General features: G+C 63.6%; 19 protein-coding genes. 13 read left to right on the forward strand and 6 right to left on the reverse strand.

Annotated features, from left to right (window positions below; all coding sequences use genetic code 11):
* Positions 1-58: 58 nt before the first annotated feature.
* Positions 59-889 carry an AraC family transcriptional regulator gene (locus tag SBP02_RS13730; RefSeq protein ID WP_318642499.1) on the reverse strand — a complete coding sequence of 277 codons (831 nt, stop codon included), beginning with the start codon at positions 887-889 and terminating at the stop codon, positions 59-61.
* A 346-nt stretch (positions 890-1,235) separates the two neighbouring features.
* On the opposite strand from SBP02_RS13730, the gene SBP02_RS13735 reads away from it, so the two are divergent.
* Positions 1,236-4,718, forward strand: a complete 3,483-nt coding sequence (locus tag SBP02_RS13735) for a hybrid sensor histidine kinase/response regulator (protein WP_318642501.1) — start codon at positions 1,236-1,238, stop codon at positions 4,716-4,718.
* Positions 4,719-4,854: 136 nt separating this feature from the next.
* Positions 4,855-6,111, forward strand: a complete 1,257-nt coding sequence (locus SBP02_RS13740) for an MgtC/SapB family protein (protein ID WP_318642503.1) — start codon at positions 4,855-4,857, stop codon at positions 6,109-6,111.
* A 42-nt stretch (positions 6,112-6,153) separates the two neighbouring features.
* On the opposite strand, the gene rmuC is transcribed toward SBP02_RS13740, so the two are convergent.
* From rmuC to SBP02_RS13760, 4 genes are all read right to left on the reverse strand, one after another.
* Entirely contained in the window at positions 6,154-7,515 is a 1,362-nt protein-coding gene (rmuC, locus tag SBP02_RS13745; protein ID WP_318646339.1) for a DNA recombination protein RmuC, read from the reverse strand.
* 190 nt (positions 7,516-7,705) lie between these two features.
* Entirely contained in the window at positions 7,706-8,113 is a 408-nt protein-coding gene (locus SBP02_RS13750; protein ID WP_318642505.1) for a tetratricopeptide repeat protein, read from the reverse strand.
* A gap of 550 nt (positions 8,114-8,663) precedes the next feature.
* On the reverse strand, positions 8,664-9,416 hold the full coding sequence (locus SBP02_RS13755; RefSeq protein WP_318642507.1) for an RES family NAD+ phosphorylase: 753 nt from the start codon (positions 9,414-9,416) through the stop codon (positions 8,664-8,666).
* An 88-nt stretch (positions 9,417-9,504) separates the two neighbouring features.
* Positions 9,505-9,873, reverse strand: a complete 369-nt coding sequence (locus tag SBP02_RS13760; RefSeq protein WP_318642509.1) for an antitoxin Xre/MbcA/ParS toxin-binding domain-containing protein — start codon at positions 9,871-9,873, stop codon at positions 9,505-9,507.
* A 138-nt stretch (positions 9,874-10,011) separates the two neighbouring features.
* Here SBP02_RS13760 and SBP02_RS13765 point away from each other — a divergent pair, with 138 nt between their 5' ends.
* From SBP02_RS13765 to SBP02_RS13815, 11 genes are all read left to right on the forward strand, one after another.
* Positions 10,012-12,612, forward strand: coding sequence for a YdbH domain-containing protein (locus SBP02_RS13765; RefSeq protein WP_318642511.1), 2,601 nt, complete (start codon positions 10,012-10,014; stop codon positions 12,610-12,612).
* Positions 12,613-12,624: 12 nt separating this feature from the next.
* A complete protein-coding gene (locus SBP02_RS13770; protein ID WP_318642514.1) occupies positions 12,625-12,816 on the forward strand; it encodes a YnbE family lipoprotein in 192 nt (63 codons plus the stop codon).
* An 11-nt stretch (positions 12,817-12,827) separates the two neighbouring features.
* Complete coding sequence (locus SBP02_RS13775) at positions 12,828-13,178, forward strand: YdbL family protein (RefSeq protein ID WP_318642515.1); 351 nt, start codon at positions 12,828-12,830, stop codon at positions 13,176-13,178.
* A gap of 530 nt (positions 13,179-13,708) precedes the next feature.
* Positions 13,709-14,671: an IS1595 family transposase gene (locus SBP02_RS13780; protein WP_318642517.1), complete on the forward strand. Its 963-nt coding sequence runs from the start codon at positions 13,709-13,711 to the stop codon at positions 14,669-14,671.
* Positions 14,672-15,231: 560 nt separating this feature from the next.
* A complete protein-coding gene (locus tag SBP02_RS13785) occupies positions 15,232-16,065 on the forward strand; it encodes a phytanoyl-CoA dioxygenase family protein (protein ID WP_318642519.1) in 834 nt (277 codons plus the stop codon).
* A 14-nt stretch (positions 16,066-16,079) separates the two neighbouring features.
* Positions 16,080-16,496 carry a RidA family protein gene (locus tag SBP02_RS13790; RefSeq protein ID WP_318642521.1) on the forward strand — a complete coding sequence of 139 codons (417 nt, stop codon included), beginning with the start codon at positions 16,080-16,082 and terminating at the stop codon, positions 16,494-16,496.
* A 61-nt stretch (positions 16,497-16,557) separates the two neighbouring features.
* A complete protein-coding gene (locus tag SBP02_RS13795; protein WP_318642523.1) occupies positions 16,558-16,854 on the forward strand; it encodes an EthD family reductase in 297 nt (98 codons plus the stop codon).
* A gap of 195 nt (positions 16,855-17,049) precedes the next feature.
* Entirely contained in the window at positions 17,050-17,763 is a 714-nt protein-coding gene (locus SBP02_RS13800) for a TetR/AcrR family transcriptional regulator (RefSeq protein ID WP_318642526.1), read from the forward strand.
* A 252-nt stretch (positions 17,764-18,015) separates the two neighbouring features.
* Positions 18,016-19,107 (forward strand): extracellular solute-binding protein, encoded by a 1,092-nt coding sequence (locus SBP02_RS13805; RefSeq protein WP_318642527.1) that lies wholly within the window; start codon positions 18,016-18,018, stop codon positions 19,105-19,107.
* 353 nt (positions 19,108-19,460) lie between these two features.
* Positions 19,461-20,942, forward strand: a complete 1,482-nt coding sequence (locus SBP02_RS13810; protein WP_318642529.1) for a flavin monoamine oxidase family protein — start codon at positions 19,461-19,463, stop codon at positions 20,940-20,942.
* Between the two features lie 98 nt (positions 20,943-21,040).
* Entirely contained in the window at positions 21,041-21,619 is a 579-nt protein-coding gene (locus tag SBP02_RS13815; RefSeq protein WP_318642531.1) for a c-type cytochrome, read from the forward strand.
* 254 nt (positions 21,620-21,873) lie between these two features.
* On the opposite strand, the gene SBP02_RS13820 is transcribed toward SBP02_RS13815, so the two are convergent.
* Complete coding sequence (locus SBP02_RS13820) at positions 21,874-25,665, reverse strand: YobI family P-loop NTPase (RefSeq protein WP_318642533.1); 3,792 nt, start codon at positions 25,663-25,665, stop codon at positions 21,874-21,876.
* Positions 25,666-25,744 lie beyond the last annotated feature (79 nt).

The following is a 25,744-nucleotide window of genomic DNA, read 5'->3' on the forward strand; positions in this document are numbered from 1 at the left end:
CCTATGCCACCTTCCCGGGCGCTGTATTGAACAATATTGCGCAGTTGCACCCCTGCGTTCAGGCGCCGCAGGCCTTGCGGTATTCGCCGGGGGTGACACCGTAGGCCTGCTTGAACTGGCGGCTGAGGTGGCTCTGGTCGGCGAACCCCAGCTGCATGGCCACGGCGAGCGGCGTCGAGCCCCGCTGCAATTGCGCCCTGGCCTGCTGCAGGCGTCGCTGCCGCAGCCAGGCGTGGGGCGGCAAGCCGGTGGCGCGGCGGAACACCCGGGCGAAGTGGAACGGCGACAGGCTGACCGCCGCCGCCAACTGCTCGAGCGAGGGCGGGTCGGCCAGGCGACTGTCCAACAGCGCCTTGGCCTGCGCCACCGCCCAGGGCTCACGCCCCGGTTCGCGCGCCTCACGCACCCGTCCGTGGCGCTGGAACAGCAGCAGGATCGCCTCGCGCCAGGCGACCTGACACTGCAAGACGGTGGCTGGACCGTCCAGCAGGCAATGCAGTTCGGCGAAAGCCCGAGTCAGTTCGAGGTCCTGTATCACGCTGCTGGCGAATCCGGGCAGACCAGCGGCATCCAGCTCCAGCTCTTGCAGCACACCCCGGATCTGCTGCGCATCCGGATAGCAGGCCCGATAGCGCCACCCCTGATCGCCCGCCTTGGAACAGGAGTGCAGCTCATCGGGGTTGATCACGATCATGCTGCCCACGGACGCCAGGTGACCGCTGCCGCGATGCTGAAACAGGTGGGCGCCCTGCTCGACCACGCCGAGCACGAAACCCTCGTGTACATGGGGGGAAAAGGTGTGTTCGATGTAGCGCGCATGCAGCAACTCGACCCCGCCCAACTGGGGCGCGCGCCAGAAATGCGTCTGCTCGTTCGCACTCAAGTCCATCGCTCAGCCCCCAACGCGCGGCCGTTGCCGGCCGCCACTGCCACACAGTGCGTGCGCCCCAGGCGCTCAGCGGCTAGGCCGCGATGCTTGCACGAAACGCCCGCCCCCTGCGGGATGAAAGATTGCAACGCGGACATGACGCCCCTCCCTGGCCATTGACGCAAACGCATCACGCTATCAGGGCGATGCGCCGGGCACAAATGCCGGCGCCATAGCCCTCCACGCCCGGCGCCTGCGACCTTGGTCGCGCCTGACTGCGCCGGGCTTTGCTGCGACACTGTGCGGCCAGAAAGAGTATCGTCTGACTCTGGACCTGGTCCCCACATCCTTCGTCGCCGGAGTGTGCATGTCGCTGTCCAGCGGGCTGATCGCCACGGTCGCCCTGATCTACATGGCCATCCTGTTCGCCATCGCTTTCTATGGCGACCGCCGCCGCACGCCCCTGCCGCCGCGGATGCGCGCCTGGGTCTACAGCCTGTCGCTGGCGGTGTACTGCACCAGCTGGACCTTCTTCGGCGCGGTCGGCCAGGCCGCCGAGCAGCTCTGGTCGTTCCTGCCGATCTACCTGGGTCCCATCCTGCTGATGCTGCTCGCCCCCTGGGTGCTGCAGAAGATGGTGATGATCAGCAAGGAGGAGAACATCACCTCGATCGCCGACTTCATCGCCGCGCGCTACGGCAAGTCCCAGACCCTGGCGATAGTCGTGGCGCTGATCTGCCTGGTCGGCGTGCTGCCCTATATCGCCCTGCAACTCAAGGGCATCGTCCTCGGCGTCAACCTGCTGATCGGCGCCGGGGCCGACGCCAACGGCATTCGCGCCCAGGACACGGCGCTGCTGGTCTCGCTGATCCTGGCGCTGTTCACCATCCTGTTCGGCACGCGCAACCTGGATGTCACAGAACACCACCGCGGCATGGTGCTGGCGATCGCCTTCGAATCGCTGGTCAAGCTGCTGGCCTTCCTCGCCGTCGGCGCCTTCGTCACCTACGGCCTGTACAACGGCTTCGCCGACCTGTTCCAGCAGGCCCACAGCGCCCCGGAGCTGAGCGGTTTCTGGGCCGAGGCGATGAACTGGCCGGCCATGCTGACGCTGACCGGCATGGCGATGATCGCCATCGTCTGCCTGCCCCGGCAGTTCCATGTCACCGTGGTGGAAAACATCGAACCCAAGGACCTGCGCCTGGCGCGCTGGGTGTTTCCCGCCTATCTGGTGCTGGCGGCACTGTTCGTCGTACCCATCGCCCTGGCCGGGCAGATGCTGTTGCCGGCGGGGGTGACGCCGGACTCCTTCGTGATCAGCCTGCCACTGGCCCAGGCCCACCCGGCATTGGCCCTGCTGGCCTTCATCGGCGGCGCCTCGGCCGCCACCGGCATGGTCATCGTCGCCTCGGTGGCCCTGTCGACCATGATCTCCAACGACATGCTGCTGCCCTGGCTGCTGCACAGAAAGAACGCCGAACGCCCCTTCGAGGCGTTCCGCCACTGGATGCTCACGGCACGCCGGGTGAGCATCGTGCTGATCCTGCTGCTGGCCTACGTCTGCTACCGGCTGCTCGGCGAGGGCGCCAGCCTGGCAACCATTGGCCAGGTGTCCTTCGCCGCCATCGGCCAGCTGGGCCCGGCGATGTTCGGCGCCCTGGTGTGGAAGCAGGCCAACCGCCGCGGGGTGTTCGCCGGCCTGGGGGTCGGCTCGCTGCTGTGGTTCTACACCCTGATCATGCCGCTGGTGGCACGCAGCCTGGGCTGGCCGCTGAGCAGCCTGCCCGGCCTGCAGGCGCTGCTGCACGCCCCCATCGGCTTCGAGGTCGACCCCCTGACCCGCGGCGTGGTGCTGTCGCTGGCCGGCAATTTCCTGCTGTTCGCTTGGGTCTCCTACTTCTCCCGCACCCGGGTCTCCGAGCACTGGCAGGCCGGGCGCTTCATCGGTCACGACTTCGGCGCCAAGCCGAGCAGCCGCAGCCTGCTGGCGGTGCAGGTCGAGGACCTGCTGCTGCTGGCCAGCCGCTTCGTCGGCGAGGAGCGGGCACGGCAGAGCTTCCAGCGCTTCGCCGCGCGTCAAGGCCAGGACTTCGCGGCCGAGCAGCCGGCCAACAGCGAATGGATCGCCCACACCGAACGCCTGCTCGCCGGTGTGCTGGGCGCCTCCTCGACCCGTGCCGTGGTGCGCGCGGCCATCGAGGGGCGGGAGATGCAAGTCGAGGATGTGGTGCGCATCGTCGACGAGGCCAGCGAGGTGCTGCAGTTCAACCGCGCCCTGCTGCAGGGCGCGATCGAGAACATCACCCAGGGCATCAGCGTGGTCGACCAGTCGCTGCGCCTGGTGGCCTGGAACCGCCGCTACCTCGAGCTGTTCGACTACCCCGAAGGTCAGGTCTACGTCGGCCGGCCGATTGCCGAACTGATCCGTTTCAATGCCCGGCGCGGCCTGCTCGGCGCGGGCGACGTAGATATCGAACAAAGCGTCGCCCGGCGCCTGCACTGGATGCGCCAGGGCACGCCGCACACCTACGAACGCACCTTCCCCAACGGCCGGGTGATCGAACTGATCGGCAACCCGATGCCCGGCGGCGGCTTCGTCATGAGCTTCACCGACATCACCGAATTTCGCCAGGCCGAACAGGCCCTCACGGAAGCCAACGAGGGCCTGGAGCAGCGGGTGGCCGAGCGCACCCGCGAACTGTCGCAGCTGAACCAGGCCCTCGGCGAAGCCAAGGCCGTGGCCGAGGCCGCCAACCAGTCCAAGACCCGCTTCCTCGCCGCCGTCAGCCACGACCTGATGCAACCGCTCAACGCCGCCCGCCTGTTCTCCGCCGCCCTCTCCCACCAGAACGAGGCCCTGCCGCGCGAGACCCGGGAACTGGTGCGCCACCTGGACAGCTCGCTGCGCTCGGCCGAAGACCTGATCAGCGACCTGCTGGACATCTCGCGCCTGGAAAACGGCCGCATCAGCCCGGAGCGCAACGCCTTCGTCCTCGACAGCCTGTTCGACACCCTGGGCGCCGAATTCAAGGTACTGGCCGCCGAGCAAGGCATCGACTTCCGCCTGCGCGGCAGCCGCCTGCGCGTGGACAGCGACTGCAAGCTGCTGCGCCGGGTGCTGCAGAACTTCCTCACCAACGCCTTCCGCTATGCCAAGGGCCGCGTGCTGCTCGGCGTACGCCGCCGGGGCGGGCAGCTGCGCCTGGAGGTCTGGGACCGCGGGCCGGGCATCCCGGAGGACAAGCGCAAGGTGATCTTCGAGGAGTTCAAACGCCTGGACAGCCATCAGACCCGCGCCGAGAAGGGCCTGGGCCTGGGCCTGGCGATCGCCGACGGCCTGTGCCGGGTGCTCGAGCACAAGCTGGAAGTACAGTCCTGGCCCGGCAAGGGCAGCGTGTTCAGCGTCAGCGTGCCCCTGGCCCGGTCTGCGGAGGTCAAACCCAAGCCGACCGCCGCCGAGCTCAACGGCCAACTGCTCACCGGCAGTCAGGTGCTGTGCATCGACAACGAGGACAGCATCCTCGCCGGCATGCACAGCCTGCTGTCGCGCTGGGGCTGCCAGGTATGGACCGCGCGCAATCGTCTGGAGTGCGAGCACCTGCTCAGCGAGGACCTGCGTCCCCATGTGGCGCTGGTCGACTACCACCTCGACGAGGGCGAGACCGGCACCGAGCTGATGGCCTGGCTACGCACCCGCCTCGGCGAGCCGCTGCCAGGCGTGGTGATCAGCGCCGATGGCCGCCCCGAGCTGATCGATGCCGTGCACGCCGCCGGCCTCGACTACCTGGCCAAACCGGTCAAGCCGGCGGCCTTGCGCGCCTTGCTCAGCCGCCACCTGAGCCTGCGCTGAGGCGAGCAGCGCGGCCTCCCCGCCTGCCGGCTGCCGCCCGGTCGAGGTGCGAGGAGCGGCAACCCTGACCTCCGACAATACGGGACGAGCCCATCTGGCTAGACTGCCTCGATATGCTCCGGACTGAGATTGCCCCGTGCCCCCAGCCCTCGACACCCTGCTGAATTTCGCCAGCGCTCTGGCAGCCGGCCTGTTGATCGGCGCCGAACGTGGCTGGCAGCAGCGCGACGCCGAGGACGGCCGCTTCGCCGCCGGCATCCGCACCTTTGCGCTCAGTGCCCTGCTCGGCGGTTTCGCCCAGTTGCTGGGCGAGCACCTCGGCGTCACCGCCTGGGCGGTGGTCTTCGCCAGCTTCGCCGCCCTGGTGATCGCCGCCTATTTCGGCGAGCTCAGGCTGCAAGGCGACATGGGCATGACCAGCGAGGTGGCGCTGCTGATCACCTTTCTGCTCGGCAGCCTGGCGGTCGCCGGCCATCCGCCCCTGGCCGCCGCCGGCGCGGTGGCGGTGGCCCTGTTGCTGAGTCTCAAGCGGGTGTTGCACGGCTCGCTGCAGCGGCTCAGGGAGATCGAGCTGTCCGGCGCGCTCAAGCTGCTGTTCATTTCCCTGGTGCTGCTGCCGGCGCTGCCCAATCGACCCTATGGTCCCTGGCAGGTGTTCAATCCCTACATCACCTGGTGGATGGTGGTGCTGATTGCCGGCCTGGGCTTCATCGCCTACATGGCGATGCGTCTGATGGGCACCCGTCAGGGGCTATTGATCACCGCGCTGCTCGGCAGCGTCGTCTCCTCCACGGCGATGACCATCACCCTGGCCCGCCTCGACCGCGACGCCGGGCTGAGGTCCCTGCTGGCCTGCGGGTTGCTGATCACCTCGGCCCTGATGTTTCCCCGGGTCCTGCTGGAAGTCGGCCTGGTCAACGCCCGGTTGCTGCCGCAGCTGCTCTGGCCCTTGAGCGTAGCCGCGCTGGTCTATGCCGGCGGCGCGCTGGCCTATGCCCTGCGCCCGGCCAAGCAGCCGGCGGAGCCGGCCGCCCCGCCCCTGCAGAACCCCTTCGAACTGGCCCCGGCCCTGCGCTTCGCCGCGCTGCTGGTACTGATCCTGTTCGTCGTCGAAGGGGCCAGGCGTTGGCTCGGCGATGTCGGCGTGTACCTGGTGGCGTTGCTCTCCGGCCTCGCCGATGTCGACGCCATTACCCTGTCCCTGGCACGTAGCGCCCACAGCGAACTGAACGAGCAGATCGCGGTGCAGGGCATCTTCCTCGCCGTGCTGAGCAACAGCCTGGTCAAGGGCCTGCTGATCGCCCTGATCGGCGGGCGCGGGCTGGCCCTGCGGACCCTGCCGGTGATGGCGGCCGGCCTGCTCGCCGGGCTCGGGGTGTTGTGGCTGGCTTGAGCCGCCCGCCGCCGGCATCCGGGCGCAATCGACCTGCGCGCCCTATTCGCCCGCCTCGTCCAGCAGCGGCACAGCGGCGGCCTGCTCGAGCAGCTCGGCCGGCAGGCTCTTGCTGGCCCTGGCACCGAGCAGCTTGAGGTTCTCCACCCGGCTGATGATGTTGCCGCGCCCTTCGCACAACTTGTTGCGCGCCGCCGCGTAGGCCTTGTCCAGCTGCTGCAGGCGCCCGCCCATCTCGTCCAGGTCCTGGATGAAGGCGACGAACTTGTCGTACAGCGCGCCGGCGCGCTCGGCGATCTCGCGGGCGTTCTGGCTCTGCCGCTCCTGGCGCCAGAGACTGTCGATCACCCGCAGGGTGGCCAGCAGGGTGGTCGGGCTGACGATCACGATGTGCTGCTCGAAAGCCTCCTGGAACAGCCCGGGATCGGCCTGCAGGGCGGCGGCGAAGGCCGCCTCGATCGGCACGAAGAGCAGGACGAAGTCCAGGCTGTGCAGGCCCTCCAGGCGCTGGTAGTCCTTGCGCGACAGCCCCTTGAGGTGACCGCGCAGCGACTGCACATGCAGCTTCAGGGCCTGCTGGCGGGCCGCCTCGTCCTCGGCGGCGACGAACTGCTGGTAGGCGCTCAGGCTGACCTTGGCGTCCACCACCACCTGCTTGTCGCCGGGCAGCTGGATCAGCACGTCCGGCTGGAAGCGCTCGCCCTCGACGCTCTTCAGGCTGACCTGGGTCTGGTATTCGCGGCCCTTCTCCAGGCCGGCATGCTCCAGCACCCGCTCCAACACCAGCTCGCCCCAGTTGCCCTGGGTCTTCTGCCCCTTCAGGGCCCGGCTCAGGCTCAGTGCCTCGTCGCCCAGGCGCTGGTTGAGCTGCTGCAGACGCTCCAGTTCCTTGCCCAGGGAGAAACGCTCGCGCGCCTCCTGCTGGTAGCTTTCTTCCACACGCTTTTCGAAGGCCTGGATGCGCTCCTTGAGCGGGTCGAGCAGCTGGCCGAGGCGCTGCTGACTGGTCTCGGCAAACCGCTGCTCGCGCTCGTCGAAGATCTTTCCGGCCAGTTCGGCAAACTGCGCCCGCAACTCGTCACGCGAGCCTTGCAGGTCCGCCAGGCGCTGCTGGTGGCTCTCCTGCTGCTCGCGCAGCTCGGCGCTCAAGGCGGCCTTCTCGGCGCCCAGGCGACGCAGTTCGGCCTCCTGCTCCTCGCGCTGCGCCTGCCAGGCCTGGGCCGCCTCGCGAGCGACCTGCCGCTCGTGCTGCAGCAGCTCGGCCTCACGGCGCAAGGCAGCCAGCTCGGCCTGCTGATCGGCCTTGATCTCGCCGATCTCGGCGATCTCCTGGCGGCAGGCATCGAGCTGGGCGCTCAAACCAGCCTGGGCCAACTGTGCGCCATTGAGACGCTCCTGCAGCAGGCTGCTCGCCAGGCGCGCCTCGCCGGCGCGACGCTGCAGCGACCAGGCCAGCGCCAGCAAGGGCACGGCGGCAATCGCCATGCCGAGCAGCAGGGCCGGCAGCATTGAGGGCAGATCGATGGGCATAAACGGCTCCGAGCAAGACTGCCGGGCAGTATAACCAGCCGTACCTTGGGCGGTCAGGCGCGGATCAGAGGCTGTTCAACAGGCGCCTGGCTTCATGGGAGCCCTGCGTCGCGGCCAGCTCCAGCCAGTGCCGGGCCTGCTGCGGCTCATGGCTGCGCGGCAGACTATAGAACCGGCCCAACTCCAGTTGCGCCCGGCGATCTCCGGCACGCGCCGCCTGGCGCAACAGCTCCAGGCCGATGCGTCGGTCGCGGGTGTTGCCGCAATCCCGACAGAGCATCTGCCCCAGGCGGCTCTGCGCCTGCACCACGCCCTCGCGGGCCGGCTGCTTGAGCAGATGCCCGGCGAAACGCTTGACGCTACGGGCATGGCCCAGGCGGGGGTTGTCCAGCAGCCACAGGGCGACACGCAGCGGCAAGCGCGGACGGGGGGAAGGGGTTTCGACGGGCAAGCGAGGCAAAGCGCGGGACATAAGGGAACAGCGGCGGTGGCAGCGGGAAAGGCGCGCACTCTACTCTTTTTTAGCGCGAGGTAAAGTCTTGCCAAGCACCCACTCCGACGTTCTAGAGCCGCTGCCGCCGACAATCCACAGAACCTGTGGATAACTCAGTGGACAACATGGGCGCAAGCGCCCCTATCGCCTATGGCATAAGGCCTCGAGTCAAACTGACGATTTTTTCACCAAGCCAAAAAAATCATATTTTTCATTGACTTATGAAATCACAACGAAGAATCAAGGGTTTACATCGAACATTAATTCTGGCTTGACAAGAGGCTGCGCCATTGTGCACAAGTCTTGCGCCGAGGGCCGTGGATGCCCCGTTTCAGAGCGTTTCCGGGGCAAAATTGCTCTGCGCGCAGGCGCCCGGAGGAGCGCGCTCACCCACGCCTGGAGCCGCTGTCGCGCCTGAGCCACAGCCCCAGGGCCCCTGCAATAGACGAGGGCTCAGCTGCACGAACGACAGCCTCTGCGATAAATAGCCGCAGGCCTGCGCCAAGCCGGTGCACGGCACTCCATGCCCTCAGGCCGGCAGGGGCAAGCGGCCGTCGATCAGGTAGTCCGTCAGCTGGAACAGCCGCGGCGTGTCGGGCGCCTGAGCATTCTTGAAGGCCACATAGGCGGCCGTGGTTTCGCACAGCCAGGGCAACAGGTTGCGCGGACGCTTCTCCGCCAGCGCCTGAGGGCTGTACAGCGCGACGTTACTGCCGCCGAGGGGGCAGCGTGCCGAGCGGTACTCGAAAGCCGCGACCCCGGCCGCGCGCATGCTCGCGCCCAAGGCCTGGCAGTGTCGATAGTCGCTCGGATGACACAGCTCGGGCTGGAACTGGCTGAACGGTGTTCGCTGCAAGCGTATGCCGCGCTCGACCTGATAACGCGCCTCGAACGAGGAATGCTCGGACAGCACGCGCCCACTGGGCGGAGCGCTGGCCATGCCGTCCCACAGCACGAAGCGGTAGTAGGCCGCCTCCGCCATCGCCGTTTCCAGGCGCAGCGCCGCATAGAACAGACTGGGTTCCTGGCGCGTGCCGAAGCGCGAGCCCCAGCGCAAGGGCGGATAGCGGAAGGGGGTTTTCAGCAGGTAATGCAGGGGCTCGACCTCCTGCGGCAACGGCGGCTTGCTGGTTTCCAGCAGCGCCTCGAGCAGCGCCTGCTCGGCCAGGGTATCCACCAGTTGCACAGTGGCGACCTGTTCCTGGCTCTCGACCAATCGCACCAGCCGCCCCCTCAGGGGGGCGATCTGCTCGGTCCCGCGGCACTCATGCCAGATGTCCATGGCGGCTCTTCCTTATTCTTGGTTATCTGCGGCCCAGCGAGCCCGCTGCCGCAGCGAAGCCCGGCCGTATGGGGGCGCCACCCTCGAGTCAGACTTTGCCGCGAATCGCGTCCAGATACTCCACCACGTGCACCAACCCCTGCACCCGCCCCATCAACTCCAGCGGCACGCCGGCCAGGTGACGGTTGTCGGTACGCAGGAAATGCCGCATATCCTGCAGATTGCCGCCAAACAGGGCGAACAGGGCGCGATAAACGCGGATCAACAAGAGCGCCAGCTCACCGCTCTTGCTTTGCGGACGCAGGCCCGTGTCTGCCCAACGGCTGATCGCCGTGCGGTGCACGCCGACGATGTCGGCCAATTCCTGCTGCGTCAGCCCCAGCTGCTCACGGGTATTGAGCAGGGCCTTGGCCAACACCGCATCGGCGTCGGCAACCGGTCGAACTAGTGCGCTCATGATCCACCGCCTCATCGCCTGTTTGCATCAATACTACTATCAAATGATGCAAAATCACAAACAAGACCAGAGCAGGATTGGCAGCCCAGAGTCCATGGGTTAACGTCCGGTAACCATTCCCGCTACGGACCCAGCCCAATGCCCAGCCGGCACCTCTGGCTGCGACTCACCTGCCTGCTGCTAGTCCTGGCGCTGCTCGGCGGCTACGGCTATGCCAGCTGGATGCAGCTGCTCGAACGCCACCACATCCAGCGACTCGACTGGCGAGGCCCCAGCCTGAGCCAGGACGGTCTGCACCTGGCCCACCTCGGCCTGCATCAACAGGGGCCGGCAGGCGAGCTGCGCATGCAGGCCGAGCACATACGCCTGGGTTGGCAAGAGCTCGGCAGCGCCGCCCCCTTCTGGCAGCAGATCGAGGTCAGCCGGCTGGCCCTGGATTGGCGGCCCGCCCCCCAGCCCCCAGCCTCCGCCGAGCCGTCGCTGGATCTGCAGCGGCTCGCCAATGCCCTGCCCCTGGTGCCGCACAGCCTGCGGGTCGACCAGCTCACCGCCGAACTGCCCTGCGCCAAGGGCCGCTGCACCCTGCGCGGCGAAGCGTTGCAACTCGGCCGCTCCCAGACGCTGCTGAACCTGCGGCTCACCCTCCTCGATGCCGGCAACCGCCTGGCCTGGCGCACACAGCTGCGCAGCGCAGCCGATGCCCTGGAGGCACGGCTGGTACTGGCAATAAACGGCCGCCCCCAACTGGAGCTGCGCAGCAGCCTACAAGACGATGCCGATGGCATGCTCTGGCGCGGAGAACTGTCGGCCCCAACACTCGGCGAAGCCGCCGCATTGCGCGACTGGCTCAACGACTGGACCTTTACTCCAGACACCCAGCCCCCCGAGACGCCGCGCAACGCAGCATTATCGGCAAGCTGGCAGCTGCAGCTGACGCCCGGCGCGCCGAACCTCAAACACCTGCGCCAGGCCAGCGGCCGCCTGGAGGCCAGCGGCACACTCCCCGAACCCTGGCCCATCCCCGGAATCGGCCAGCTACAGGGCGACTTCAGCCTGGCACTGCGCAGCCGCCAAGGCCAATGGCTCGCCGAGCAGCTGACCGCCGAGCTGACCCTGCAGCAACCATTCAACGACTGGCAACGCGCTCTACCCCAGGCCTTGCGCAGCGACTCGCTTCAACTGCGCATCGCCGCCAGCCCAGACTCCGGCGAGCTGCCGGACACTCTCGCCGGACGTGCCCTGCCCTTAACCCTCGATCTGCGCGGCAAGGGGCCGACGCCATTCGAGCTGCGCGGCAGACTGGCACTGACCAACGCGCCGCCCTGGGCACTGCAGCTCTCAGGGGCTCAATTCGAAACCAGCAGCCCGAACCTGTACCTGGGCGACTGGGCGGCCCACCAGGTGGCGGCCACACTGCATTTCGACGCCTATCTGGATAGGCAGCGGCTGAGCCTGGACCTGGGGGCGGAGTCCCTACTACGCGCCGCTAAACTGAGCGGCCCCGATCTGCGCCTGGAGCGCTTAAGCGCCGACCTGAGCGACCTGCAGCTGAATGCACAACTGTCGGACGACGCCTTACGGGACTGGCGCCTGGAGGGAACCAGCACGCTGACCGCCCAGCGCCTCAGCCATGCCGCACTGCACCCCCAGGGCTGGCGCTGGGAAGGCCGACTGAACGCGACCGAGGAGCGACTCGAACTCGACGGCCAGGTAGCGGCGGATGTCGGCCTCAGGCTGCCCTTCCAGCTGCAATACGACGATGCCCGCGGCCTGCACGCCCACGCCCGGTTGCCGGAGCTGTTTCTGCGCGCCGGCAATCCCCTGGCCAAGACCCTGGAGGCCTGGCCGGCGCTACTCGAGCTGAACAAGGGCCGACTGAGCGCTACGGCCAGCTTGACTCAGCGCCCCGGCCACGACTCGCCCCTCGTTCGGCTCGAGCTGACCGGCAAGGGCCTCGCCGGCCTCTATGACCGAACCGCCCTCAGCGACCTGGATGCTCACGCCCAGGTTCGGCTCGATCACGGCGAACTGAACGTGGAACTGACCGAACTGCGTCTGGCCGAGGCGGACCCAGGCATCCCCCTCGGTCCGCTGCTGCTGCGCGGCCACTACCGCGCGCCTATCACCCGAATGAAGCAAGGCACCCTGCAGCTGCGCCGAGCCGAGAGCGGCCTGCTCGGCGGCAACGTCCGGTTGCAGCCAGGACAATGGAACCTGAGTCAGGACAACCTGCTGCTGCCTCTGGAACTGCGCGGCCTGCGCCTGGAGCGACTGTTTACCCTCTACCCGGCCGAGGGCCTGGCCGGCAGCGGAGTGCTCGACGGCCAACTGCCGCTGCGCCTCGGCCCGTCCGGCATCCAGATCTCCCGGGGCCAATTGGCCGCGCGCGCGCCCGGCGGTCACCTGCAGTTTCGCTCGGAGCGCATGCAGGCATTGGGCCGCAGCAACCCCGCCATGCAGCTGGTCACCCAGTCCCTGGAGGATTTCCGCTTCACCACCCTACGCAGCCGGGTCGACTATGATCCCCAAGGCAAACTGCTCCTGACCATGCGCCTGGAGGGGCAGAATCCGGCGATCGAACAAGGCCGGCCGATACACTTCAATATCAACCTGGAGGAAGACCTCCCCACCCTCTTGGCCAGCCTGCAATTGACCGATAAGGTGAACGAAATAATCAGGCGGCGGGTGCAGCAGCGCATGCTGGAACGCCGCGCCGCAAACGCTCCGAAAGAGCCTTAAGGAGAACACGCCATGCGCTTGCAGCGCTGTTTTGCCGTCCTGTTCATGGGCCTGCTGAGCGCAGCCTGTACCCCGACGGTGCAGCTGGCGATGCCCACCGAGCCAATCAACATCAACCTCAACGTAAAGATCGAGCACGAAATCTACATCAAGGTGGACAAGGCCCTGGACGACATGTTCAGCGAGTCCAGCGGACTGTTTTGAGGAGCACTGCCATGACCCTGCCTAGACGCATCGCCAGCCTGCTACTGCTGCTCAGCCTGAGCCTGAGCCTGCCGGCCCTGGCCCTTAACCTCAACGAAGCCATGTCCGCCCTCGGCCCCGCCAAGGCCAGCGGCCAGCTCGGCGAGATGCCCAACGGCTATCTCGGCGTGGTGCAACCAGGCGGCCAGGCCGCGGAAATCGCCCGCCTGATCAACCAGGCCCGACGCGCCGAATACCAGAAACTGGCCAACGAGAACGGCATCAAGCTCAGCGACGTGGAAGCCATAGCCGGCCAGAAGGCCATAGAGAAAACCCCGCCTGGTCAGTACATCCAATGGCAGGGTAGCTGGCGACGCAAATAACCGTTGCCCATCCAGGGCCCGAACCTCAGAAGGCTTGAGGTTTCCCTCGTTGGGCGCTCATGGAGCTGTCCACCGCCCGGCAACGCAGCGGCGGAGGGCTCGTAACAGAACCTCGGCCCGCTGAACCAACCGAGCCGACAGAGGACGATAGCCCCCTGAGCATGGAAGGCTCTCCGCAGAAGCCCAAGCCAGCCTGTGCCGGCACACGCCTCGGAATGAGCCGCCTGCCGGATACACCCTCGAGAACGCTACGTCCCAGAAACACGAAAGCCCCTGATTTCTCTAGGAAATACAGGGGCTTTCGTCTTGCGATATGGCGGGAAGATAGGGATTTGAACGCTGGTAGCGGCACGCATAGCCCGCTTGGGGCCTTGCCACCCCCTATTGTTTCTGGGCTCCCCGGACAGGGACGGTTTGCAGCGGTCTCGATTTTGCCCCCAGATTTGCCCCCAATAAAATGGCTATGTCCCAATGATGTGTTGCAAGAACTAATCTGAAAGGCAGGCATCCGCTCGGGAGGTCTGCCGATCATGGATACTCAAGCCTTTCACCACTGGCTGGCTCAGCTAGGCCAGCTCAGCCCCCAGCAGAAATCCACGCTTCATCAAGCCCTGCAGAGCCCGCCCACAACAGCGGTGCTTGATGACCTGCCGGCGTTGCAGAGTTGCCCGCATTGCCAGGGCGCCGCGAGACATCTCGCGCCCTGGGGCTGGTCGCGTGGTCTGCGTCGCTATCGCTGCCGTAGCTGCCGGCGGACGTGTACCGCGTTGTCGGCAACCGGCCTTGCCCGCCTGCACTATCCCGAACGCTGGAAAGACTATGCCCAGGCACTGATTAATGGGCTGAGCGTGCGCAAGGCTGCCAAGGTGTGCGGCATTAGTAAGAACACCGCGTTTCTCTGGAGGCACCGCTTCCTGGCGGCAGCCGCCGAGCATCACGCTACCCATGAGACCGGGATCGTCGAAGTGGATGAGACGTTCTTTCTGGAGTCATTCAAAGGTCAACGACGCTTACCGCGGCCGCCGCGCAAACGAGGCGGGGTCAGCGTGACCCGGGGCACGGGTAAAGACCAAATCCCGGTGATGGTGGTGCGCGACCGGGAGGGGCATACCGCTGACTTCACACTGGCCAAGCTCGATGCTGTGCATGTACGGAAAGCGCTAGCGCCGCTGATCGACAAGGAGTCCGTACTCTGTACTGACGGGGCGGCGGTCTATGCCAGTTTCGCCCGGATGCAGGGCATCACCCATCAGGTCGTGCATGCCCGCCCCGGCCAGCGCGTACGCCAAGGCGCTTTCCATATCCAGAACGTCAATGCCTACCACAGTCGACTGAAGAACTGGATGACCCGCTTTCATGGCGTGGCCACCCGCTACCTCCCGAATTACCTGGGCTGGCGCCGCATGCTTGAGCGCTATCAGCAAAGCATTCGGCCGGTTCACTGCATCCACGAGGCGGTAGGACGAACCATGCAACACGCTATTGGGACATAGCCAATAAAATGGGGGCAAATCTGGGCACCGGCTGAACCCTATCAATCCGCCCCCCACTCAATCGGGCCGGCTCCATGCGCTGAAAGCACTCCTCTCATCAATAGAGGTAAGCTATTCAGGACGCTCCTCACGACACACCATAGCCAACCACTCAGTGTGGCTTGTATCGCCTAAGGATCGAGTCATCTATGACTGAGGCTCTGTTTTCAAGTAGCACTCGACACCAATAGGTGACGCAAGCCAGATCCACGTCAAGCCGGCGGAAGGCACCAATCTTTCCAGGATACGCACACCGAAAAAACCTCCCAGGTATGGTGCTGGTCGGGTGCTGGACAGGATTGAAATACCTGCCTCAACACTCAAGCCCTGGGAAACGGTGGGGCAGCGAGCAGACAAGAGCCATCAAACATAATGGTGAAAGACTGAGGGCTTTCACTTCTTCGCCCATAAGAACACCTGAATGCCCAAGAAATTTAAATTAACATAACAACTGTTGCGCAAATTAAAGTCCACTGCTAGGCTCCGATTCACATAGGTGAAGACCCCCCGGAGAAAGCACCATGCACGACTCTCTGCGCAAAGCGTTCCTAGAGGATGGGGCAGTCCTGATCAAAGGCCTGCTGAACAAGGAGCAACTGACCCGGTGTCGAGCGGCCTATGACTGGTCGGTGGAGAACCATGGCCCCCATGCCACCCGCATGTTCGATGGGACGGTGCAGCAATCGCACGTCGACAACGCCAATCCACTGGCGAAGGAACGCCTAGAGGAGCTGGTTGCCTCCCTGCCCTTCGGCCAGCTGTTCGCCGACCTCTGGGGTTCGAGCAATGTCTGGTATTTCGCCGAGGAAGTGTTCCTCAAGGCCGGCGGTCATGGAGCGCGTACGCTCTGGCACCAAGACACCTCCTACCTGCCCTGGGCCGGTCAGCATTGGGGTAACGCCTGGATCAGCTTCGAATCGGTGCCCAAGCAGAACGCGCTGGAGATCATTCGTGGCTCGCACCGCGGCCCTCGCTTTGACGGGACCACCTTTTGCGATCCGAACGACCCGACCCAACCCCTGCATGGCCGCGGCGCCCTGCCCCGGCTGCCCGATATCGAGGCCGAACGCAAGCTGAGCCCCGACGCCTACGACATCCTCTCCTGGGCCACCGAGCCCGGCGATGTGGTGCTGATCCACCCCGGCTCGCTGCATGGCGGCGCGCCTGTCGACCAGCACTTCCCGGATCGCCATACCTTCGTATTCCGTTTCTTCGGCGACGACGCAACTTTCCACCCACTGCCGGAGGAAAGCGAATCGGGCTATCCGAGGGAAGGCGTTCTGTTTACCGAGGAGCTGTCGAACCTGCAGCCGGGCGACCCGTTTCGCCACCCCACCTTCCGCCAACTCGTGTGATTGGAGATCTGCCGATGAGTGTCCAAACCCCGAAGCGACAGCTGATCAATCCGCCACACACCCAGGTGTTCTACGACAACTTCCACTACTCCCAGGCGACACGCGTAGGGGACATGATCTGGGTGTCCGGTCAGGTCGGAATCGACGCCAGCATGACCCCTGGCAAGGATATCGAGGAGCAGGCGCACCTGGCGTTCCAGGCCCTGCAGACCATTCTCGAAGCGGCTGGAGCCAGCCTGGCCGACGTCGTCGAGCTGATGACCTTCCATACCGAACTGCAAGCCGACATGCAGGGCTTCGCCCGGGTCAAGGACCAGTATTTTCCCGACCGCTATCCATCCTGGACCGCGGTGGGCACCACGGAGCTGGCCCTGCCTGGCTTGCGCGTAGAAATTCGCGCGGTTGCGGTCGCAGGCTGCGGCGCGCCCTGATACACCTTCAGCCACAGCGCCTCATGCGCCCCGTTACATCACCAAAAACAAGGAACTACTCATGGCCACCCTGATCGTCAGCTACCCCCTGACCGAAGGCTCGACCTTCGACCGGGACTACTATCTGTCCACCCATATCCCGATTGCCCAGGCCGCCTGGGGCGAATTCGGGCTGCAATCGGCCGAGATCCTCTTTCCAGCGTCTGCTCCGCAGCCCCTCGCAGGCCTGGTCATTCTTCGCTTCAAGGATCAGGCCAGTATCGATGCCGCGCTCAGCTCACCTGCGACGGCCAAGGTCATCGGCGACGTGGCGAATTTCACCAACATCGCTCCGCTGATCTTCCGCGCCAACGACTGACCGATTGCGCGGCTGCCACACAAGCATTGCGACGCCCAGGCCCGCCCCGATCAGGGCGGGCTCGGTGCCTCGCCAGCCGAGACGTCCTCCAGCGCGAAGCGGCGAGGATGCTTTCTGTAGGCAATTTCCCTATGCTGGCGCCGGCGCAACGCTTCCCTGCCACGGATCAACGACTCAACTCGGCCCCTATCTGCTATGTCCGACTCACAACTGCCCGCCTCCCCGACCAGTAACCGTAAAGCGCGCAAGAGCGAGTCGGAACCTGCGGCGCGCCGTGGACGCCCGGTGGGAGATCACAATGCCAAGCGCGCCGAACTGCTCAATGCCGCCCTCAGGGTGATTGCACAGGAGGGCTACGCAGGCGCCTCAATGCGCAAGGTGGCACAGCAGGCCGGCTGCACCACAGGCGCCGTGACCTACTACTTTGCCAACAAAGAGGAAATGATCACCGCCGTGGCCCAGAGCCTGTTCGATGAGATCGACACCCTGCTGGAGATCAACCAGGAGCGGATCGACATCAAAGGGCTCGTTGGCCAGTGGCTTGACTCGATGGGCGGCGATGAACCGAACGGCTGGCTCGCCTGGCTGCAGTTGCTGGCCCACGCACGCCATGAGCCTGCCTTCGCCAGCGTCATCAAGCAGCGCTATGCACGCTTCCGCCAAGTGTTCACCGCGGTACTGGAAAAAGGCCAGAGCCAGGGCCTGATTCGAACCGATATCGCCGCTGACCTGCTCGCCGACCAGGTCAGCGCCATCAGCGATGGCTGGATGATGTTGATGCCGATCGAACCCGAGCGCTTCAGCGCGGAACGTGGTCAGGCCCTGCTCGACGCCCTGATCACCATGATCGCGCCGCCCAAGCCTGCACCCGCACGCAAGGTATCCGCCACGAAGGCCTCGGCCAAGTAACCGGCGGCCCCCACCCAAGAGACCAGAGAGGCCCGGTCTCTTGCTGTGAACCCTCCTAGAAAACCATAACACCGCACCCCATGAGCCGACGGCTCGTGAGGATCGCGCACGCCCCCTGATCAAGATCTACGGCAGGCTCAGGCCGTCCCACCGCGCTGAGGCATGCGCGGATAACGCTTTGCATGATCGCGAGGAGTACTGTATTTTGCATAACAGATGAGATAATAAATAAAACATCTGTCGGAGGCCGAGGTGAGAGCAGAAAGGAAAACGCAGTCGCCGTCCCTGAACGTCAAGACGCTAATTGTCCTTGCATTGGCAGCCATTTCGGCCCAGGCGGTCGCGCAGGAAGTCGTGCGTGTGCACAACTGGGCCGACTATATCGATCCGGCCGTCGTGCAGGACTTCGAGCGCGAGACCGGCATCCGGGTCGACTACTCCACCTATACGAGCGCAGCCCAGCTGGAGGCCGATCTGGATTCGGGCGAACGCTTCGACGTGATAGTTCCCTCCGATCTTCAGCTCGATCGCTTGATCAAAGAAAACCGACTGGCCCCGCTCGATTTCCGCGAGCTGCCCAATCGCAAAGAGATCAGTCGCGAACTGCTGCTCAGACTCAACTCCAGAATCAACGCGGATCTGTACGCCATCCCCTACATGTGGGGCACGGTCGGCCTGGTCGTCCACGAGCGTGAAGCATCCCGCGCACTGCAGGCCCCTGTACCGAACAGTTGGAGCGTCTTGTTCGACCCGTCCAACGTCGACAAGCTGAGGTCCTGCGGCGTGATGCTACAGAACGAACCGGAACACAGCCTTTTCCTCTATCTGACTTACAAAGGCAAGAACCTGAAAACCAGCAGTGCGCGCAGCATCCACAAGGCCGTTCACGAGATCCGCAGCCTGAAACTGGCGGACAGCCCGCAGCCATTCACCGCCTTCATCTCGCAGCTGGCCGACGGCAAGGTATGTGCCGCAATGGCCTGGAACGGACTCGCTTCGCTGGCCAACGAGAACGGCGAGCTGCGCTTTACCATTCCGCAAGAGGGCAGCCTGCAGTTCATCGACAGCCTGGCCATTCCCGGCAACGCAGGCAACGTACCGGCGGCGTACCGCTTCATCGATTACCTGCTGAAGCCGGAAAACGCGGTGCGTAATGCCAGGGCAAGCCACTTCCTGCCCAGCCTGGACCTGGATCGGGACGGCAATCGACATCTGCTGCCAGAGCTGGCCATGCCAACCCAGGATGAGCGGCGGCGCCTTTACCTCGGACAGCCGCTGTCCAATGACGAGCGTCGAACCATCGAATTGGCGTGGGCCGAGTCGGACGCCGACCGCCAGGACTGAGCCGCGAGCCGGGCTGGCGGTGCTCCTCGCATCACGCTCAGGGCTGCTACTGCCAGCGCAGCCCCCTAAGCCGCCCAGGCGCGGCGGTGACCGCCTCGCCAGATTCGAGGTGAGCGCTGCCATCAGCTCAGAAGCATGCCAGCGCCCGCCCCGACTACCACCAATCGCGCCGCCAGCCGGCCTAACCCCGTCTGCGCTACCTGCCCGCATCGACACGCAGCAGTGTGAGCACTCGAACCCTGCCCTTGCCCCTCACGAACGCCGCTCGTTTTCGCTTGGCGCCGGTTCGATTTCGATGTATTTTCGTAACAATCGTTTTGTTAATTACAAAAACCAGCATGACAGAGGCGAAGATGATTTCAGACAACGATGAACTGTCGCCCCCCGAGCGCCAGCGACGCTTGCTGCTGCAGGCGATCGGCGGCGCGACCTTGGTCGGTGGCCTGGCGCTCAGCGGACGAGTTCTCGGGGAAACGACGACCCGCCCCGACGAGGATGTGCTGGACGTCGCGATCATCGGCGCCGGCCTGGCCGGCCTGACCGCGGCGCGTGACCTGCAGCGCGCCGGCTGCGAGGCCTTCGTCGTGCTGGAGGCGCGGAACCGCGTCGGTGGGCGCACCTATAACCACGACCTGGGCAAGGGGGTCGTCTCGGAAGCCGGCGGCCAGTGGATCGGCCCCGGCCAGACCGCCATCTTCGACCTGGCGCGCGAACTCGAGGTCGACACCTTCCCGACCTACTACCAGGGCAAGAACGTCTACCTGGCAGGCACAGCCAAATACGCAGAGGACGTAACGCAGGCCGCCCACAGCCCACTCGTCGGGAAATTGAACGAGCTCGCCCGCGGCGTGCCGAGCAAGGCCCCCTGGGCGGCGGTAGATGCGGCGACGCTCGACAAGCTCTCGGTCGGCCAGTGGCTGGCGCAACAGGGCATCAGCAACGAAGAGAAATTCAGCTTCGATACGTCCATAGGGCTGACCACCGGCACCCCGCCCTCGAACCTGGCACTGCTGCACTACCTGTCGCTGATCAACTCCTCCGACTGCGACATGGTGAAGCTCGAGGGCTTCACAGGCGGTGCCCAGGAGACCCGCTTGGTTGGCGGCGCCCAGATTCTCAGTATCAAGATGGCGGATGCCTTGGGCGACAAGGTCAGATTGTCGTGCCCGGTGCGCAAGATCGTCGGCTGGGATCGCGATGTCGTCGAACTGCATACCGACCAGGGCATCATCCGCGCCCGCCAGGTTATCGCCGCCCTGCACCCTGCCCTATGCAACCAGATCAGTTTCGACCCGCCACTGCCCGGAGGTCGTGCGCAGTTGCAACGACTGTGGCCGTCCCACGCGCCGATGCGCAAGACCGTGCATGTCTATGAGCGTCCGTTCTGGCGGGAGCAGGGCCTGAACGGCCAGATCAGCCAGACCAGCGGACCGTTGATCCTGTCCTACGACAACTCGCCTCCGGATGGCAGCGTCGGCGTCCTCAGCGCCTTCGTCCGAGCCGGTCAACTGCCTCAAGACGCCAAGCGCGCAGAGACCATCCTCACGGAGATCTACGCCCAGGCCTTAGGCGACGAGGCGCTGCATCCCACCCAGTTTCACGACCATGACTGGGGCAAGGTCGATCCCTGGACGCTGACCTGCGTCGCATCGATACCGCCCGGTTTCCTTACCCAATGGGGTCAGTACCTGAAACCTTCGGTTGGCCGGCTGATCTGGTCCGGTACCGAAACGGCCGAAATCTGGGCCAGTTCGATGGACGGCGCGGTTCGCTCCGGCCAGCGGGCGGCGCTGGAAACCCTCCAGGCGCTGCTGCAACGTCGGAGGAGCGCCTGATGAAACGAGCACTAGTGATAGGCGCAGTCCTGGCGACAGCCGCCCTGGCAGTATCGAGCGCGATATATGGCCCGGAAATAGTCGCGGGATACCGCTTCATGGAAGCCCTCGACCAACACTATGCGGACTACCAGGCCGATGGCGGCGCCTGGCCGCAACTGCAGGACAGCTGCGCCCTGTGCCACGGCGAAAGAGGCCAGTCCAACAACGCCCAGTACGCCTCCCTGGCCGGCCTGCCCGCCGCCTACATCGAGTCCCAGTTGCACGCCTTCGCCGAAGGCCGCAGGCACAGCCCGCAGATGAGCCCGCTCGCCGCGAGCCTGAGCGACCAACAGATCCAGTCCCTGGCCGCCTACTTCGCCCGCCGGACGGCGCAAACGACCGAGAGGCCCGCCGACGACTCCGCTCTGGCGCAAAGCGGGCAAGTCACGATCGCCGCCAAGGGTTGTGCAAGCTGTCATGGCGAAGGCCTGGCCGGCGGCCCCCTTGGCCCGCGCCTCGCCGGCCAGAGCGAAGGCTATCTGATCGACCAGCTCAACGCCTTCAAGCACGGCCAGCGCCAGGATCCGGCCCAGGCCATGAACGCCATAGCCAGCACCCTATCGGCAGAGGAAATCAGGGCCACGGCCCACTTCCTGGCCGGCCAAGCGCCAGCTTCCCCCCAGGCCGCCAAGTAGCCTGCCGCCATCGATTTGGGCATGGACGCCCCATCTGCCTCCCCCGCCTTATCCCCGCGTGTTAATTCGTCCGCCTGCTGACCGACCGATGACGCGGGGGCCAGCCGTTGCTGGCCCCAAGTTGAGCTTCGGATAGATGGATTCTGTGGGCAGCGCTGGCCCTATTGCGGTCGGTGGTGATGGGCAGAGAACGGCCAGAAGGAGTCATTCAACCTACTTCTCCCGTACAACCATCTCCGCTAACAGGTTTCAGGTCAGGCAGTTTGGTTTCGTCTGCTGAATACGACGGTGCGTTTGGCTTCAAACTTCACAACCCCCACAAATCCTCGCCGCTTCAGCGCTTCAACCAGCCTACGATCCTCCTCAGTGGTTGGTAGGTGTGCTCGTTTTTTTCCAACGAGCGCACCGTGTTCCTCTCCTAAAAGAGGGAGTACTTTTGCAACATCAGCCCAACTGCAGTTCATCTGTAGAGCTTGGATGATCATCTCTGTCCGCTTCCGGGCGATCAAAGATGTATCAGCAATGCAGTGCATAATCACGGGCAAATAGCTGGAAGAGAATGTAACTAGCTCCTTGTTCGCACGTGCGCACGCGTTTGCCAGCTCCTCGACCGCCCCTTCCAAGGCGCCGAACATCTCTTCAGTAATGCCCTGCCACATCGTCATGGTATCCGCTAGGGATACGACACCAGAGCGACTCAGCGAGATAACCAACCGTAACGGTAATTCCGACAAATTTAGAGTGCCACGGGCTTCCCGCCAATGATGGGCGATATAGCGAGCTTCCAATGACGGAGCGTGTTGAGCGACAAGCTCTCTGATGTCTGAACTAAATGGGACGAAGGCAGCATTGGAGAATGAGACCCACCGCGCTGTTGGGACAGCCCCGTTCACTAACACGGACGGGGCCAAAACAACTGTTGAGAAAAGTGTCTTCAGTATGTCGCTGCTGACCTGCTCATTTTGGATGAGGAAGGTCTGCAATTCCTCCTCGCCTTCAACGCCCCAAAGCTCATTGGCCAGGGTTGCTGCATTACGGGTTAGATACTCAACGAAGATAGGTATAGCAGTACTACCCAAGTCCGCTCGCGCAGGATCATTAGAGGAGCTGGTGCCGCTGTTGGGACTAACCACAACGCTGTTAAAGAATGTCCACACCGTATTCCCGGTGTGACTTAGGCGTCCAGACTGGAGGGCCGGCAACCACAGCACAGATGGAAGCTTATCCAACTCGGTCAGCATGCAGGTTGTACGCTCGAACATTTCCAGCCGAAGGTCATCTTCGCCCTCAAGGAGAGCAAGCACTGCAAGTAGTGAGCCCTCTGTTTCGTCAAGGATGCCCGTCTGGCCCAACAGCTCCCCTACATACTTCGAGGGTGATTTTTCAACAAGGCCTTGGAAGCCCACCAACTCCAACTGGCTAAGCCGGTGATGAGAAACTGTTTCGACTTTGGTGTCTGGCTCCAAGGTGCTGCATAACAGCCTCAGCATGGGCATGGTGAGACTGATGCAGCCCCACTCGATCAAGGCTTTGAGTTCTTCCGCTGTCGTAGCATCACTGACATTACAAAACTGTGCAGGTTTGCTTTTCAGCCATGCCCAGCCCGTTTGGCCGGAGGCAAGTCCGGGAATCAGCCTTGAGACCTCATGCAGGTTGTTTATGACCTTGAGCAGCGCCCCCCTACGCCCCTGCAGTTGTTCAAGTTGGTCAGCCGACAAGCTATCCAGCACCATAACTACCAGATCTTCGCGGGCAAGGTTTGCTTTGTCGTAGGAAAGGAGCTGATTGATGAGGTTGGGGTCGTTCCTGAAAAGTGCCTTGATGAAGGCGTTCCTACTCTCTTCTGGTAGTAGCTCAGCCACCTCAGAGAGACGTCCCATGTGGTGATGACTGCTCTTGAGAATTACTGACAGTTTTTCTTCCCTGGTTTCGACGTCATCCAGGTGCGGGCGAACGAGCTCAGTCATCAAGTGCACCAGCAGCCCCTTGCCCTTGTTGACTGAGTCAAGATCTAGTTTGCTAACGACTCGCTCCGGATTTCGTATCGGTGTACCGACGTCCAGCATTTCGCCCCGGGCGAGGGCCATCGTGAGTTTCTTGTCCGCCTGGGTCAACGTACCTTCGTAGAAGTACCCAAGGTAATCGGTGTAATCGGTGTCTAGGTAGCCTCGGTGCAGCAGGAAGGCGATAAGCCCATAATCTTTTAGCCGTGGAGAGAATGAATCTCCATAGCCGTCATTACACGCCTCCCTGAACGGCATGGTCTTCAGCTTGGTAAGTTTTTGCTGGAGCTCACTTATCTCATCATCGATGTCATGAATTGACACCTCAAGGCCAGCAACTCGCTCATCGTAAAGCAGATCCTTCAGCACGACTTTGGGGCTCAGGGCTTCCCCTCTCTGATTTCCGTATCCAGAGACACATGGGTAGACATTTCTCTGTCTAGTCACCTGCTCAAATACTTCATCTTTCACAAACTCCAGCGGCGAAATGACGGCACGGTTCTCTAGCCATAGTGTATTGGCGTTTTCGAGAGTGCCTCTGCGAAGGAGCTCAAACCAGACACATGCTCGAAGGCTCGCCAGGTCAGTAGCGACTTCCGCCTCGCGCTTCGCTAGGCGCTCCCTCAACACTGTTATCGCAGCCTGATGGCGTTGAAGCTCCGATTTGATCCAAGCGGGATAGCCTTCGATGACTTCGTAGACCACACCTTTACGCTTGAGTAGATCCGAATACGCGTCAGGGTGCAGACTCCTGAGTGCTACCATCGCGAAAAGCTTGTTCGGAACAAGATCCAAACCGCTATTAGCAAGGGTATTGGCGTAGAGGTCGAACTCGTTCACGATGTTCTTGATCAGCCGCATCTCATCGATGTGATAGCCCACCGTCTCTAGCAGCTTGGGCGCGAGGCCTTCACTTAGCGCCCGATTGCCTACGTATCGCTGACCCAAAAGCTCGATGAGCTTTTCACGCGAGTTCTCTGAATTCACCACCGGAATGATCGGGATGATCAGGTCAAAAAACTTTGTCTTATCCGTGACGGTAAACATCTCATCTCGCAGCGCGTAGATGAAGTGAATGGGGCGCTTGATCTGTGGGGACTGGCGAATGATGAAATTTATCTCGCGCAACCTGAAGAAAATCTCCTGAATGTCGAATCTGTCGAGGTCTTCGATCACTACGACGTCGATGTCACTGCGCTCAAAGCAGTAGATGATTTCGTCGATGTTCTTATGCAGCACTGACCCATGATGGGCCGCCTCAAGCTTACCGCCCTTGATCGTAAGACCGTCGATGCTAAAGAGTGAGAGCAGCTTTAAGCCTGAATACAAGGCCCACACGCCGCCGACTACTACCACTCCGAGCGCAAGAGATTCAGGCACCCACATTAGCCATTTCAGTGCCCAATCCGTTTCTACACCGGAAAGAGTTCGTAGCTTCGGCACTCCTAACCGTAACGAGCAGAAAACGATTGCAGCAACGCACAGCGTACGCCAAAAAACTCGCAGCGTTGACGCATGAGAAATGCGTTTGAGCCGTGTTTTGGGAAGCTGCTTCGCTTGTACCGCGTACAGAAGCTGTTGGACGATCGTCTCTTCGATACGGTTGATTAGATCGGCATTAGCTGCCGAATCGCTATCGGGGGCAACCGATACAGTAATGTTTGCCTCCGGAGACTCAGCCAACTCATCAGACGATTTTGGCGCGATAGCCGTGGGAGCATTCGCTTTAGTGAACGTGGCCAGCGATATGAAGGTGTGCTTAAAGCCACGGTGGTGCTCGAAAAAAGTCTTCAGAACACTGCTCTTGCCCGCGCCATAGCCGCCTGTGATCGCAATGTTTAGCACTTCCTCGTTGTGCAATGCCCGTAAAAGCTCACGCTCGTATCGCGCGGCCCTATCGTTTTCCACAAACACGGGAGTCAGGGGCTCGAAAAAGCGATCTTCATCACTGCGCCAAGCCTCAAAGGATCGCCGTGTTGCACGGCCACCGGCGACAAGCGCCCACCAACAACGACTAGCGCTGCGCGTGATTCTGTTAAACATCTACCTGATCCTAGCTCTTGGCCTTCCGTGCAATGCCGAGCACACCCTCTTTCGAATGTTATGCCCGCGCAGTAGCCAT

The organism is Pseudomonas benzenivorans, from assembly GCF_033547155.1.
Lineage (GTDB): Bacteria > Pseudomonadota > Gammaproteobacteria > Pseudomonadales > Pseudomonadaceae > Aquipseudomonas > Aquipseudomonas benzenivorans_B.

Bases quoted from the DNA above. Each gene is read 5' to 3' on its own strand.
- SBP02_RS13810 (WP_318642529.1), top strand. From the start codon at position 19,461: ATGATTTCAGACAACGATGAACTGTCGCCCCCCGAGCGCCAGCGACGC.
- SBP02_RS13815 (WP_318642531.1), top strand. From the start codon at position 21,041: ATGGAAGCCCTCGACCAACACTATGCGGACTACCAGGCCGATGGCGGC.
- SBP02_RS13790 (WP_318642521.1), top strand. From the start codon at position 16,080: ATGAGTGTCCAAACCCCGAAGCGACAGCTGATCAATCCGCCACACACC.
- SBP02_RS13795 (WP_318642523.1), top strand. From the start codon at position 16,558: ATGGCCACCCTGATCGTCAGCTACCCCCTGACCGAAGGCTCGACCTTC.
- SBP02_RS13735 (WP_318642501.1), top strand. From the start codon at position 1,236: ATGTCGCTGTCCAGCGGGCTGATCGCCACGGTCGCCCTGATCTACATG.
- SBP02_RS13800 (WP_318642526.1), top strand. From the start codon at position 17,050: ATGTCCGACTCACAACTGCCCGCCTCCCCGACCAGTAACCGTAAAGCG.
- SBP02_RS13755 (WP_318642507.1), bottom strand. From the start codon at position 9,416: ATGGACATCTGGCATGAGTGCCGCGGGACCGAGCAGATCGCCCCCCTG.
- SBP02_RS13730 (WP_318642499.1), bottom strand. From the start codon at position 889: ATGGACTTGAGTGCGAACGAGCAGACGCATTTCTGGCGCGCGCCCCAG.
- SBP02_RS13820 (WP_318642533.1), bottom strand. From the start codon at position 25,665: ATGTTTAACAGAATCACGCGCAGCGCTAGTCGTTGTTGGTGGGCGCTT.
- SBP02_RS13765 (WP_318642511.1), top strand. From the start codon at position 10,012: ATGCCCAGCCGGCACCTCTGGCTGCGACTCACCTGCCTGCTGCTAGTC.
- SBP02_RS13750 (WP_318642505.1), bottom strand. From the start codon at position 8,113: ATGTCCCGCGCTTTGCCTCGCTTGCCCGTCGAAACCCCTTCCCCCCGT.
- SBP02_RS13770 (WP_318642514.1), top strand. From the start codon at position 12,625: ATGCGCTTGCAGCGCTGTTTTGCCGTCCTGTTCATGGGCCTGCTGAGC.
- SBP02_RS13785 (WP_318642519.1), top strand. From the start codon at position 15,232: ATGCACGACTCTCTGCGCAAAGCGTTCCTAGAGGATGGGGCAGTCCTG.
- SBP02_RS13775 (WP_318642515.1), top strand. From the start codon at position 12,828: ATGACCCTGCCTAGACGCATCGCCAGCCTGCTACTGCTGCTCAGCCTG.
- SBP02_RS13780 (WP_318642517.1), top strand. From the start codon at position 13,709: ATGGATACTCAAGCCTTTCACCACTGGCTGGCTCAGCTAGGCCAGCTC.
- SBP02_RS13760 (WP_318642509.1), bottom strand. From the start codon at position 9,873: ATGAGCGCACTAGTTCGACCGGTTGCCGACGCCGATGCGGTGTTGGCC.